13 protein-coding genes and 1 pseudogene are annotated in these 12,537 nt (G+C 61.4%); 8 read left to right on the top strand and 6 right to left on the bottom strand.

Going from position 1 to position 12,537, the window contains the following annotated elements; translation table 11 throughout:
• Positions 1-84 precede the first annotated feature (84 nt).
• Both RI518_RS00730 and RI518_RS00725 read left to right on the top strand, forming a co-directional pair.
• On the top strand, positions 85-1,395 hold the full coding sequence (locus RI518_RS00730) for a pyridoxal-phosphate dependent enzyme (RefSeq protein WP_310689134.1): 1,311 nt from the start codon (positions 85-87) through the stop codon (positions 1,393-1,395).
• Positions 1,395-2,564 (top strand): cystathionine gamma-synthase, encoded by a 1,170-nt coding sequence (locus RI518_RS00725; RefSeq protein ID WP_310689133.1) that lies wholly within the window; start codon positions 1,395-1,397, stop codon positions 2,562-2,564. Before RI518_RS00730 ends, RI518_RS00725 begins: the two co-directional genes overlap by 1 nt.
• 293 nt (positions 2,565-2,857) lie before the next feature.
• On the opposite strand, the gene RI518_RS00720 is transcribed toward RI518_RS00725, so the two are convergent.
• On the bottom strand, positions 2,858-3,823 hold the full coding sequence (locus RI518_RS00720) for a bile acid:sodium symporter (protein WP_310672370.1): 966 nt from the start codon (positions 3,821-3,823) through the stop codon (positions 2,858-2,860).
• Positions 3,820-5,568, bottom strand: coding sequence for an AMP-binding protein (locus RI518_RS00715; RefSeq protein WP_310689132.1), 1,749 nt, complete (start codon positions 5,566-5,568; stop codon positions 3,820-3,822). The genes RI518_RS00720 and RI518_RS00715 overlap by 4 nt, the downstream gene beginning before the upstream one ends.
• A 198-nt stretch (positions 5,569-5,766) precedes the next feature.
• Here RI518_RS00715 and RI518_RS00710 point away from each other — a divergent pair, with 198 nt between their 5' ends.
• From RI518_RS00710 to RI518_RS00685, 6 genes are all read left to right on the top strand, one after another.
• On the top strand, positions 5,767-6,225 hold the full coding sequence (locus RI518_RS00710) for a MarR family winged helix-turn-helix transcriptional regulator (RefSeq protein ID WP_310672368.1): 459 nt from the start codon (positions 5,767-5,769) through the stop codon (positions 6,223-6,225).
• 199 nt (positions 6,226-6,424) lie between these two features.
• The gene (locus RI518_RS00705; RefSeq protein WP_310689131.1) at positions 6,425-7,102 is read left to right on the top strand and encodes a hypothetical protein; all 678 of its coding nucleotides are present in this window, start codon (positions 6,425-6,427) and stop codon (positions 7,100-7,102) included.
• Between the two features lie 67 nt (positions 7,103-7,169).
• Positions 7,170-7,883: a phenylalanine--tRNA ligase beta subunit-related protein gene (locus RI518_RS00700; RefSeq protein WP_310672365.1), complete on the top strand. Its 714-nt coding sequence runs from the start codon at positions 7,170-7,172 to the stop codon at positions 7,881-7,883.
• 17 nt (positions 7,884-7,900) lie between these two features.
• Complete coding sequence (locus RI518_RS00695) at positions 7,901-8,773, top strand: EamA family transporter (RefSeq protein WP_310689130.1); 873 nt, start codon at positions 7,901-7,903, stop codon at positions 8,771-8,773.
• 95 nt (positions 8,774-8,868) lie between these two features.
• A complete protein-coding gene (locus RI518_RS00690; protein WP_310672363.1) occupies positions 8,869-9,138 on the top strand; it encodes a hypothetical protein in 270 nt (89 codons plus the stop codon).
• Positions 9,126-9,524, top strand: coding sequence for a PIN domain-containing protein (locus tag RI518_RS00685; RefSeq protein WP_310689129.1), 399 nt, complete (start codon positions 9,126-9,128; stop codon positions 9,522-9,524). Before RI518_RS00690 ends, RI518_RS00685 begins: the two co-directional genes overlap by 13 nt.
• Positions 9,525-9,558: 34 nt before the next feature.
• Here the strand turns inward: RI518_RS00685 and RI518_RS00680 are convergent, their stop codons facing one another.
• The 4 genes and pseudogenes from RI518_RS00680 to RI518_RS00665 form a co-directional block, all read right to left on the bottom strand.
• Entirely contained in the window at positions 9,559-10,329 is a 771-nt protein-coding gene (locus tag RI518_RS00680) for a RibD family protein (protein WP_310689128.1), read from the bottom strand.
• Between the two features lie 473 nt (positions 10,330-10,802).
• A pseudogene (locus RI518_RS08030) lies at positions 10,803-11,033 on the bottom strand (methyltransferase domain-containing protein); the annotation flags it as partial.
• A 113-nt stretch (positions 11,034-11,146) separates the two neighbouring features.
• Entirely contained in the window at positions 11,147-11,542 is a 396-nt protein-coding gene (locus RI518_RS00670; protein WP_310672378.1) for a 6-carboxytetrahydropterin synthase, read from the bottom strand.
• Between the two features lie 11 nt (positions 11,543-11,553).
• Positions 11,554-12,522 carry a zinc-binding alcohol dehydrogenase gene (locus RI518_RS00665; protein WP_310689127.1) on the bottom strand — a complete coding sequence of 323 codons (969 nt, stop codon included), beginning with the start codon at positions 12,520-12,522 and terminating at the stop codon, positions 11,554-11,556.
• Positions 12,523-12,537 lie beyond the last annotated feature (15 nt).

Here is a 12,537-nt window from a genome sequence, read left to right as displayed (position 1 = left end):
CCCACCAAGCCCAGAGCGGTACCATCGAGTGTTAGCGGGGGTTCAGGTCTCCAGAGACTACCCGCCCACTACCGGGGAGGTTTAGTGAAAATCGCAGGGTCCGTTTTGGACGTAATTGGCCACACACCCCTCATCCAACTGGGCCCGCTGGTCAAAGGTCTCACCGACGCCACCGTTGTGGCCAAAGTCGAATACTTCAATCCCGGCGGGTCCTCCAAAGACCGCCTTGCGGTGGGCATGATTGATGCGGCCGAAAAGGCGGGTCTGTTGAAACCAGGCGGAACCATCGTCGAGCCCACCAGTGGAAACACGGGAGTGGGTTTGGCTCTGGTTGCCCAACAGCGCGGTTACCACTGCGTGTTTGTCTGCCCCGACAAAGTCAGCGCCGATAAGCGCAAAGTGTTGGAAGCCTACGGAGCGAAAGTTGTCGTGACCCCCACCAACGTGGAACCCGATGACCCCGAATCGTATTACTCGGTGAGCGACCGGTTGGCCAGGGAAATTCCGGGTGGGTTTAAACCCAACCAGTACGCAAACCCCGCCGGGCCAGAGGCGCACTACCGCACGACGGGTCCCGAAATTTGGGAAGACACCGACGGGACGGTGACCCACTTTGTCGCCGGTGTCGGCACCGGGGGCACCATCAGCGGCACCGGAAAATACTTAAAAGAGGCCTCAGGTGGAAGTGTCCGGGTCATCGGAGCAGACCCCTACGGCAGTGTCTATGCCGAAAAAGGTGCCGCGAGGCCCTACTTTGTCGAAGGCGTGGGGGAAGATTTCTGGCCCGAAGCCTACGACCCCTCGATTCCCGATGAAATCATCACCGTCAGTGACGCCGAAGCGTTTTCCATGACGAGGCGTTTGGCGCGCGAAGAGGGACTCCTGGTGGGGGGCTCCTGCGGCATGGCGATGGTGGCCGGGCTTGAGGTCGCGAAAAAAGCGTCCGCGGGCGACCTCGTCGTTGTCTTACTTCCCGATAGTGGCCGCGGTTACTTACAAAAGATTTTCGACGATGGTTGGATGACCCACAACGGGTTCCTTGCGCCTGAAGGAGTGGCCACCACCTGGGGGAGCCGGGTTTCTGGGCTGAAGCCTGCCGTGCTCACCAGTCAGAAGGAGGACGAGGCCTCGACCCGGGCAAAACGTCTGGAAGACTCCGGTCGGCTGGTGGGTGTGGTGACTCACGCGTCCCCTCCGCTTCAGCCCGGTGAAATGAAGGGGTGGTTCCACCTGGACGACCCTGCAGAAGTGCGAACGGCGGATCGCTTAGTCACTGTGGGTGCCGCCGAGGAGTTTGACCCCCACGCCCTGGACGGTGTGGATGGCGTCGTGGTGATGGATCAAGGACAGGTCGTCGCGGTTGTGGCATCTGAGGAAGTAATGGAGCAGGTCTAATGACAGAACAGACGCACGGTGACAACAATCAAGGGTTTGCGACCAGAGCGATTCACGCCGGGCAAGAACCCGACCCGTTGACGGGTGCCGTGGTGCCGCCAGTAGTGATGGCCTCGACGTTTACCCAAGACGGTGTGGGAAACCTGCGCGGTGGTTACGAATACGCCAGGGCGGCAAACCCCACCCGGGATGCCCTCCAGACCCAACTGGCCTCGCTCGAGGGAGCACGCCACGCCATTTCCTTTGCCTCCGGTCTCGCCGCTGAAGACGCTCTGATGCGCGCGGTATTAGCACCGGGCGATACCGTGCTGATGGGTAACGACGTCTACGGCGGCACTCACCGCTTAGCGAGTAAAATCTTTGGACCCTGGGGCGTCACCGTGGTCACCACGGAAATGACCGACCTGGCAGGTGTGGAGGCGGCCATTTCCCAGCACGGCCCCGCTGTGGTGTGGTTGGAAACCCCCAGTAATCCCTTTATGAAAGTCTCCGATATTCAGGCGGTATCCCAGTTGGTGGGGGACGCGCTGCTGGTGGTCGATAACACCTTTGCCTCGCCCTATCTCCAGCGCCCCCTGGAGCACGGCGCGCGCGTCGTCGTGCACTCCACCACCAAATATCTCGGCGGCCACTCCGATGTGGTCGGTGGTGCTGTCATCACCAGTGACGATGAATTGGCCGAAAAAGTGGGCTTTCACCAGTTTGCGGCCGGCGCGATTAGCGCCCCATTAGAGGCATGGCTCACGACGAGGGGAATCAAGACCCTCCCGGTTCGGATGGACCGCCACTGTCACAACGCCCAGGTACTCGCTGAAGCCCTCGACACGGATGCGCGAGTGGAGCAGGTGTACTACCCGGGCTTGCCCGCCCACGCCGGCCACGAGATTGCCCGCAGGCAAATGTCGGGTTTTGGCGGCATGCTGTCGCTGCGCTTTCCCTCCGGCGCTCACGCACAGGCGTTTGTCGAATCTACCGAAGTGTTCACCCTGGCGGAGAGCCTCGGGGGAGTGGAATCGCTGGTGAACTATCCGGCAAAAATGACCCACATGTCCGTCAAGGGCACCGAGTTGGAGGTGCCGGACACCATCGTGCGCCTCTCCGTCGGGATTGAAGATGCCGACGACTTGCTGGCCGATGTGATGCAGGCGTTGAGCCGGGCGGTGGCATAGGGAGTTGGCCCCTCCCGAACTGCCCCACCACGCGTTGTGCCTGCTGTGTTGCGGGGATAGTTTATTTCGCCGGGGCGGGTTCAGATTCAACCGGTTTTCTGCGTGAGCGCTCACTAACGCAATGCACCTCGAATCCATGGTGTGAACAATGAGCGCGGCGGTGAGGGTCGTTGTGCCTGTATTGCCGGTCTTGCTCATGACTCAAGGGTAGACCTGGCCTCTCGGCGTGACCTGTGGCCCCATCCGAGCCGGGAGGGGTTTGGATCAGGTTGGGGGTGAGACCAGGTCGGGGGTTAGAGCAGGTTGGGGATTTTTTGTTCCTCGGCGAGGTTTGCCCGGCGGAAAAAGAGGGTGACGATTGTGGCCACGACGACAATGAAGAGCGAATAGAGCGCCGGGATGATCAAAATCAGACCGATGTCGGGGTTTCCCGAGAAACTCAGCAGCACGACGGCAATACCGAGGGGCCCGTTTTGAATCCCCGTTTCCATGCCGATGGTCCTCGCGTTCATCGGGTGGAGCCGGAGCGCGCGGGCCAGACCGTACGCCACGAAGATTCCCAAAAGGCCCATCACAATGGCGACGGTGAAGGTCTGCCACGGAGTATTGGTGAGTAGGACCCAGTTGCGGGGCACCCAGGTGGCGACCAAAAACACGATGAAGAACATGCCGACAAAACCACCGAGGAGCTCCAAGACCGCTCCCACATTGGCGCTTTTCTTGCGAATGAACATACCCGCCACGACGGGCACCAACAGCAGCACAAGGGTGATGACGATGTTGAGCATCGGGATTTCAAAATCATCGGCCTGGTCGGCAAAGAGCAGCCTGCCGTAGAGGGTGAGAACGAGCGGAGTCATCAGGATCGCCCACAGGGTCGAGTGGGTCGTCATCATCACGCTCAGCGCCAAGTTGCCTTTGGAGAAGTAGGTGAAGATGTTGGAGGTCGTTCCGGCCGGAACGCTCCCCATCAGCAGTGCGCCCAGGGCGACCGGTGCGGCGTATTCGAGGGGTAGCTGGAAGAGCAGCAGGCTGATCAAACCGAAGGTGATCAGGGGCATCAGGCCGAACTGGGTAAACCAGCCAATGATCAGGCCCCAGGGGCGTCTAAACGCCAGGCGAAAATCTTTGGGAGTGAGCCCTGCGCCCAAGCCAAACATGATGATGAAGACCAGGATCACCAACAGGTTTTGCTCAAAAGGGGTGACGACGTCTTGTTCGGAAATTCCGGCCTGCGCGAGCACCATCACGTTATTCATTTGGCAGAGCCCTTCTCGTCAGTACTTCCCGACTGGGTGGTGATCTCACCGGTCGCGGTGGAGCGAAGTTGGCGGCGCAAAATTTTGCCAATTGGGCTTTTGGGTAGCTCATCGATGATGGTGACCCGCTGGGGCACCTTATAGGCGGCCAATTGGGTGCGGCAGTGCGCGCGGATACTCTCGCTGGAGGGTGGAGGGTGTGACGCGACGACGAACGCTTCGACGCGCTCGCCGGATTTTTCATCCGGTAGCCCGATGACGCCCACCTCGAGGACTCCGGGAACCGTCGCAATCTGATCTTCGACCTCGTTGGGGTAGACGTTGAACCCGCTGACCAGGATGACGTCTTTTTTGCGATCCACGACGGTGAAAAACCCGTCGGCGTCCATTTCGGCCACGTCACCGGTGCGTAACCACCCCTCGGTGATCGCCGAGGCGGTCTCTTCCGGCTTATTCCAATAGCCGGCCATGATTTGGGGCCCTTTGGCGAGGAGCTCCCCTGCCTGGCCTACCGGAACGTCTTTTCCGGCGTCGTCGACACAGCGAACAAAGGTCGAGGGCACCGGGATGCCAATCGTGCCGTCACGCGCCGTGCCATCGAGCGGGTTGAAGGTCAACACTGGAGAGGATTCGGTGAGGCCGTAGCCCTCCACGATCGGTGTTCCCACCATTTCCCGCCACTGTGTCGCGACCGACGTGTGCAGGGCCATTCCGCCAGCCGCTGAGGCTCGAAGGGAGGCCGGCGGGCTGTCTTGAAACCAGCGTTCTTTGAGCAGTGCCTGGAAGAGCGTGTTGACACCGGTCAACCAGGTCACCGTGTAGTTTTCAAACGCCCGTTTGAGGTTGCTGGGCGGCCGGGGCGAGGGGATGAGAATATTTCTGGCACCCAGGTGGTAAAACGACAGCAGATTCACGGTGAACGCGAAGACGTGGTAGAGCGGGAGCGCCGTCATGACCGTTTCTTTACCCGGACGCAGAAATGACCCCGACATCGAAATCATCTGCATGGTGTTGGAAATGAGGTTTCGGTGGGTGAGCATGGCGCCTTTTGCCACGCCGGTAGTCCCTCCGGTGTACTGCAGTGCGGCGACGGATTCGCTGGTCACGCCCTCCAGGTAGGCGGAGGTATTCGTGGCGGGCGCGGCGCGCTTTCCCGCTTTGAGAGCATCCGCAAAACTCGTATGTTCCACGGTGATTGCCGGTAGCGAGCGATTCCAGACCCGCTGGACCAAACGGATGACTCCGGCAATGACCGGCGGAAAAAATTCCCCAATTTTTGTGGTGACCACGGTGTGGATGGTGGTGTGGGGCAAGACTGAATCGAGGCGATCGGCGAACATATCGATGACCACCAACACGGTGGCTCCCGAGTCGGAAAACTGGTGGATCATTTCGGAGGGTGTGTAGAGCGGGTTGGTATTGACCAACACACAGCCAGCTTTTAGCACTCCAAAGGCTGCCACCGGGTAGCTCAAGCAGTTGGGCATTTGCAGGGCCACCCGATCCCCCGCTTCGACTCCGACTGTCTCTCGAAGGTAGATGGCGAACTGATCAGACAGCTCGTCGACTTGTGCGTAGGTCAACGAGCCATTCATTCCGTTTGGCATGCACTGCGTAAAAGCAATCGTGTCGGCGTAGTCGGAGGCGGCCGTGCGAACCAGTTCGGGCAGGTGCAACGCGGGGAGGTCGGCGAGTTCCGGATCGACGAACGAGGGGTAGTGGGACATCCACGGAGTACTAGTCACGGCGACCTTTCGTCAAAGTGGCCACCGCCAATAGGGAGGGCGACGACGCTGTCCGGACACAAACCTAGCGGTTTGTTCCGTGTGGCGCCTCATACTTCGGCTCCTGGGCCAGCTAATTGGTCGAGCTCGCCCCTCCACACCCATCCAATATAGTTAACTAGTTGACAAAAAAGGGGTGCGCTAGTTAACCTTCTGTGCATGACCAGCGACCGGGTAACTTTTACCCTCAATCATCTTGTGGGAGAGATTAACCGCTCCGCCGATCGCATCCTGCGGGAGCGTTTTGGACTGACCTACAGCCAATTTCTTTTCCTGGTCACTCTCGACTCCACGGGGCAGGTCCCCTCAAGCGTTCTCGCCCACGAGTTGGGTGTCTCGCGAGCCGCGGTGAGTAAGCGAACATCCTGGTTTGAAAGCCGTGGATTAGCGAGCTCCCAGCCCTCAGCTGTCGATTACCGGGTGGTTGAATTGTCGATTACCGCAGAGGGGCACCGACTCGCCATCCAAATGGGCGACACCCTTGAAAAGCAATTTCGACAGCGCTTTGTGGGACTCCACGGGGTTGATCTCGACCAACTAAACCGCGACCTTCACGCGCTCTTGAGTCATTTCAGTGAACACTCGACAACACGGAGGGGCGAAGAGGTCGCTGCATGAGTCCGAAAACCTCCGTCGTCGGCTACCCATTTGAGGAGAGCGTGAACCAGGCTCTGCCCGCGCGGGACTGGCAGAGCCCTGGGCGAGTCGAGTTCAGGGTGAGTAGAGCAGGGCGAGTAGAGCTCAGGGCTCGCGCCCCACACCGGGAGAGAGGGCTGCAGAACATTCGCATCCACGTTGAGAAAGAGCTAAAGCGAACATGAGTGAACCACAAGAGCTTTTCTTTGACACCCTGCTTGTCATTCACGTCGTGGCCGGAACAGCGGGGCTCACGAGCGCCCTGCTGGCTGCGTCAAACCAGAAGGGCGCTCGAAGCCACCGCCGTATTGGCACCGCTTATTTCTGGTCCATGCTGATCATGGGCACCAGTGTGATTCCGGTGACAGTTGTTCAACCCGACCCGTTTCTTCTGTCCATTGCCCTGTTTTCTCTCTACATGGCCTTCGCCGGCTACCGCAGGGGAAGGGCTAGCTATCGTTACCAACCCGTCGACCGGGTGGCAGCGGTGCTGATGGCTATTGTCGCCGCGATGATGGTCGGGTACGGCGGATTCCTTGTTACCTCGGGGGATACACTCGGTTTCGCCCTCGCTGCCTTTGGATTACTGGGACTCGGCTTTGGAATCGAAGATTCCGTGGAGGCGCGAAAGCCATTGGGACACGTCGACAAAGTCCGGATTCACCTGGCGCGAATGCTGGGCGGCACGATCGCCATCCTGACCGCTGTTCTCGTGACGCAGGGATCAGCTTTCGTGTCGGAACCAGCGGCCGAGCTCGCCCTGTGGCTCGCTCCCACAATTTTCATCACGCCCCTCATTGCCGCGTGGTCAATCCGGATTAAACACACCCGGCGGTATCGACTTCTCCCGGCTCGGTAACGCCCTGGGCCACCGCTCGCGCTAGTCTCTCCGAGGTGGTTCGCGAACGAGCAAAGGGTGGTGTGACGTGGACTGTGAGGCTTTTCTCCGCGACGCTGTGGTGAGCGACGACGTCTTCGCCCTTCGCCCCGACTATCGGGTCGACTTGGTTGCGGCCAGCGGTGTGCGGCCAGACGCCGACGGACAGGCAGTAGACCAGTTGATCGCCCGGTCAGAGGATTACGCCCGCGAAATGCTGGCAAGCACCCCGGTGGCAGAAATTCCCCATATCGCTTCCTGGAGGCAGGCGTTCAAAGCTTTTGGAGCCAAGCCTTCGGACTACCGAAACAGCGCCGAAGCACTCCTGAGGAGAGCGCCCGGCGGTCTTCCACGCATTAACCCGCTCACCGATGTGTATAACGCCTTGTCGGTGCTCCACCAGACCCCGATCGGGGGAGAGAACCTCGATGTGTACGAGGGGCCAGCGCGGTTAACCCGGGCCCGAGGCGACGAAGAGTTTGACACGGTGTCGGGTGGTGAGGGCGTCGTCGAACACCCGGCAGCTGGCGAAGTGGTCTGGCGAGACGACCGGGGAGTCACCTGTCGGAGGTGGAATTGGCGTCAGTGCACACGAACTCAATTGACCGAAAACACCGCCAATGTGCTGTTCATCATTGACACCCTCGATCCTTTGAGTGCGGAGCAGAGAAACCAGGTCGTCGACGACCTCACCGGGTGGTTGGAGCGATTGGGCGGTGAAGACATCTCCCGGCGCACACTATTACGAGAGCACACCCCGTGACGGCTGAGGGGTGGGGCGTGAGGCTGCCGGCCTGGAGTCTCGCCGTTGTGGCGATGCTGAGTATTCAATTCGGTTCAGCGCTCTCGGTCTCGCTCTTTCCCGCGGTGGGCCCCGCCGGCACGGCCTGGCTTCGACTGGCGCTTGGTGCCCTCATCCTGATCGCCCTCGTGCGCCCTTCCGTGCGGATCATCACCCGGAAAAACCTGCCGGGATTACTGGGTCTCGGTGTCGCTACGGGAATCATGACCGCCGCATTTCTCACCGCACTCGATCGCATTCCTCTAGGCACCACGGTGGCGATCGAGTTTTTGGGTCCGCTCACCGTCGCTGCGCTCTCGGGCAAGAATGCCAGAGCGGCACTCTGGCCGGCGGTCGCACTCGTGGGGGTGGTCTCCTTGACCAGGCCCTGGACGGGCACAGTCGATGTGGTCGGTGTGGGCTTTGCCCTCATCGCGGCGCTCGGTTGGGCGCTCTACATCGTCTTCACCCAGCACGTCGGCGACCAGTTCAGGGGGCTTCAAGGACTCGCCCTGTCGACCCCGGTGGCCGCACTGACGGCCACCGTTGTGGGCTTGCCCCAGGCGTGGGGCAACATCACCCTCGAGGTGCTGGCCTTTGCGGTGCTCCTGGCGGTCTTAACCCCGGTGTTTCCTTTCGCCCTGGAAATGCTTGCGCTCAAGCGAATGAATAAGCGTGCCTTCGGCACGCTGATGGCGGTGGAACCGGCTATCGCCACAGCGATCGGCCTGGTGGTGCTGTTCCAGATTCCTCAACTTTTTGATGCGCTGGGAATCGCTTTGGTGGTGCTTGCGGGAATTGCCACCCAAAGGGATGCCGTTAGACCACCGCTGTTGGATATGCCCGCTGTAGTCGACCCGAAAGAACTCTGAAGGACACGGGCCCTCTCCGCGATAAGGGCTGATGCGCCATTGAGCACTGGACGTTCACAAAGTGTTGCACTAAGTGCAAAGTGTTACACTGTGCCATGCCCACAAGTCGACCCCGGCACATGATCACCGAGACCGATCGACTCTCTTCTGCCCTCGAGGTCGCCGCCGAAGTGTGGCCAGACATCGCGGGGGAAAAAGGTCTGTTGCTTCGTCGCATTCTGGAGCGAGGTATCGACGAAGTGGAAAAGGCAGGTCAAGGACGCGTGGCCAGTCGCCGCGTCGCAATCGAGACTCTTGCCGGCAGTATGACCGGTGTGTGGCCGCCTGATTGGCGTGAGCAGTTGAGGGATGAATGGCCGGCATAGTCGTCCTCGATGCTGGTGTTCTCATCGCCCTCAGTAGTGAAAGCGACGCCCACCACGAATGGGCGATGGGAGTGTTTCTTCACACGCTGAGCCAGGAGCTGTCGATGTCAGCCCTCACCTACGCCGAGGTGATGGTCCACCCCACCACAGCGGGTAAAGCTGACGAGTTTCAACAACGCCTCGCAGGACTACACCTTCAGGTTCGCCCGTGTGATCAGAGTGATGTGGCAGACCTTGCCACCCTTCGCGTGGAAAGCGGGTTGAGGATGCCCGATGCGGTGGTACTTCACGAATCACTCACACTGGGTGCCACCCTGGCCACTACCGACAACCGCCTCAGCCGCGAAGCCAGAAAGCGTGGTGTTCTCGCGCTGAGCCCCCACTAACGAGGAAGGCGTGCCGAGTTGCGAGGTCGAGTGGTCAGCGCGGCAGTTCGCAGTCGAAAACCACATCCGAACCCACAGAAAATGCCGTCGTCGTCGGTCGCATCGCCTCGGCGAGCGTGTCCGGGGGTGAGGGCATCGTGATCCCCTGCTGACCGGCTCCGATGAGGACCGGCGCGATGGCGATGTGCAGGCGGTCAAGAAGCCCGGCGTCGATAAAGCGGGAAATGGTGAAGCCGCCACCCTCGACCAGAAGTGTGTGAAAACCTTCCCGCTGCAGGGCGGCGAGGATATCTGCGGGTTCAACTCGGCCGTCACTCGCTGCCAACCGAATGACCTCGACACCGTCTGGCCGGAGTTGATCGACTGCTTGGATCACCAGGCGACGGGTGCCATCGGGGTGAAAGATGGGGGCGTCGTTGGGCAACCGGCCGTGTGGGTCAATCACAATGCGCGCGGGGCTGGGGCCCTCACACAGTCGCACCGTCAGGCGGGGCTCGTCGTGCAGGGCAGTTTTAACCCCGACGATCACCCCATCGGATAGTGCCCGCATGCGATGGAGGTGAGCAAGCCCGTCAGGTCCCGAAATATCGCGGGCATCGTCAGCCACGGTGGCCACGCGACCATCCAAGGACTGACCAATCTGACCGACGGTGAGCGGGCCCCGATCTCGCCTGGCGAGCGGGCCATAGAGCTCCAGTGCGCGTTGTTCACCGGGGCTCCACTCGCCACCCGTCAGCTCTGCCGTGCCACCTCGCACCTCCAAAAGCCGTCGCCAGACCCGATCGGTCACATCCACCTGGTCCATCAGGAGACCACCGGCTCTGTCGCGCTCGGGGGAATGATGAGCAGGTCACCGTGGCCGGTGACGCTCTCGGTGTGGCGGGCCTGTGCCATTCGGGTCTCGCCCCAGGCCCGGGCGGACTCAGCTTTCCCCTCTGCGCCGGCCTCAGCGCCGGCCTCCGCGGGGGCCTCCGCGGCGGCCTCGGCAATCCCCGCCACGTGTGCGCGCTGTAGCTCCTCAGAGTCGGGGCCCACACGCCACGGACTCTCCGCGTGGACAACGTGAAAGCCCGCGGCTTCGAATACCTCGATGGTTCGCTGCACCGAGGTGGGCCCAAGCGCTGGGCCGAGGCCCTTATCGATGCGTTGGTGGCGATTAAACGCCTCGGTGATCCACTCATCTCGGGGATCGGCGGGGCTCCAGTGCATCTGGCCGTTATAGGACAGTGCCGCATAAAAGGGGACGGTGAGGATGGCGGCGAATCGAACCAGCCAGTCCTCCGTGACGAGGTCGAGCAGTGCCGAGGCGGTGACCAGTGTGACGCCCTCCAGTGGCAGCTGGTCCAGCCGGTCGATATCGACCAGGTGGCTACTGGAGTGTGGCCCGGCGGCCTCCGCGGCTTGCGCGAGTAGCTCCGGGTCGTTATCGACTAGTCGCCAGCTCGTGTGCGGTGGCAGTGCAGGTGCCAGCGTCCGCACGGTCGAGCCCGTCCCGCACCCCAAATCCATGACCACGGGGTCACTGCCGGCGAGGGCGAGCGCGCGCTGGAGCAAGGGTGTGTCTCTGGCGGCCCGGTCCGCGGGTTCGCGGAGGGTTAACCAATCACTGGAAAAACCCACCCCTAGAGTTCGCTTTCAAACCAGGCGCGAGCGATGTGGCTCTCGTGGAGCATAATTTTCAGCCGTTGAACGCGTCCGGCATCACCCAGTTGCCCGGAGCGGATTCGCTCGGCGAGGCCGTCGAAGATGTGTTTGCACAAAAACTCGGTCGTCGTGAACTTCCCCTCAAAACCGGGTACCTCATCGAGGTTTTTGTAGCGCAGAGGCTCCAACACCGCAGAGAGGGCTTCGGAGGCGAGGCCGATGTCGACAACAAGGCCGTGCTCGTCGATGTCTTCGGTGAAAAACGCCGCATCGACGGTGAAGGTCGCCCCGTGGAGGCCCTGGGCGGGGCCAAACACCGGGGAGGGTAACGAGTGACCGATCATGATGTGGTCTCGAACTTCCAGCGCAAACACTCGATTTCTCCTCAGGAGGTGGGGTAGGCCACTCGGTGGCACAGGGTGGCGGGGTCGTTCAAAATAGTGCCGTACTCGCCTGGCAATTGGGACAATGTGCTCTCGCCGGTAATCAACGTATCGAGAATCGGGTCGCGCAGAAGCTCTAGCGCCATCGTCAGTCGCCTGGCGTGATTCCACCGGGGGGTGCGACTCGTCGGGAGTTGACCGACTTGGGAACTCACCAGCTTCAGGCGTTTACTGTGAAAGGCTCCCCCCAAGGGCACCTCGACCAGGGCACTACCGTGCCAGCTTGCTTCGACCACGGTCGCCTCTTGTCCCGCCAGCGCGAGCGCCGTGTGCAGGCCCGCTTGGCTCGCGGACGTGTGCACGACGACGTCGCACGACTCCAGCGCATCGGCCGGGCTGGCAAAGTGGCAGCCCAGTGTGTGAGCGAGCGCGGCGCGGTCCTGATTCGTATCGACCAGTGTGACCTCAGATCCGGGTAACTTCGCGGCCAGGTACCCCACCAGGGCACCGACTACTCCCGCCCCCACAACGCCGATCCGATCGCCCGCTCCCGCATTGCTATCCCACAGGATGTTCAGCGCCGTTTCCATGTTGGCCGCGAGTACAGCCCGCTCGGCGGGAAGAGCGTCGGGAAGAGGGGTGAGCATGTGCTCGGGAAGTCGAAACGATGTTTGGTGGGGGTGGAGGGCAAAGACGAGCTGGCCAGTCCTCTCACCCTCCGCCACAGCGCCGACGGCGCTATAGCCGTATTTGACGGGGAAGGGGAAATCGCCCTCCTGTGCGGGGCCTCGCATGCGCACAAACTCACTCTCTGGCACAGCACCACCAAAGACCAGGCGCTCTGTTCCCCGACTGATACCCGAATAGAGAGTCTCGACGAGAACCCCCTCACCGAGGTCAGCCTCGCGCAATTCGGCGTGCTGCGGCCCCACGCACCACAGCGCGCTCGCCGCCACGTCGCGCTCAGTCATTTCGCCTCAAGGCCA

The organism is Pontimonas sp. (assembly GCF_031581085.1).
Lineage (GTDB): Bacteria > Actinomycetota > Actinomycetes > Actinomycetales > Microbacteriaceae > Pontimonas.
The sequence above is the reverse complement of the archived record's forward strand: the minus strand, read 5'-3'. Positions and strand labels throughout refer to the sequence as shown.

Excerpts from the sequence above, each read along its gene's own strand:
- RI518_RS00725 (WP_310689133.1), top strand. The coding sequence starts at position 1,395 with ATGACAGAACAGACGCACGGTGACAACAATCAAGGGTTTGCGACCAGA.
- RI518_RS00720 (WP_310672370.1), bottom strand. The coding sequence starts at position 3,823 with ATGAATAACGTGATGGTGCTCGCGCAGGCCGGAATTTCCGAACAAGAC.
- RI518_RS00710 (WP_310672368.1), top strand. The coding sequence starts at position 5,767 with ATGACCAGCGACCGGGTAACTTTTACCCTCAATCATCTTGTGGGAGAG.
- RI518_RS00705 (WP_310689131.1), top strand. The coding sequence starts at position 6,425 with ATGAGTGAACCACAAGAGCTTTTCTTTGACACCCTGCTTGTCATTCAC.
- RI518_RS00690 (WP_310672363.1), top strand. The coding sequence starts at position 8,869 with ATGCCCACAAGTCGACCCCGGCACATGATCACCGAGACCGATCGACTC.
- RI518_RS00685 (WP_310689129.1), top strand. The coding sequence starts at position 9,126 with ATGGCCGGCATAGTCGTCCTCGATGCTGGTGTTCTCATCGCCCTCAGT.
- RI518_RS00680 (WP_310689128.1), bottom strand. The coding sequence starts at position 10,329 with ATGGACCAGGTGGATGTGACCGATCGGGTCTGGCGACGGCTTTTGGAG.
- RI518_RS00665 (WP_310689127.1), bottom strand. The coding sequence starts at position 12,522 with ATGACTGAGCGCGACGTGGCGGCGAGCGCGCTGTGGTGCGTGGGGCCG.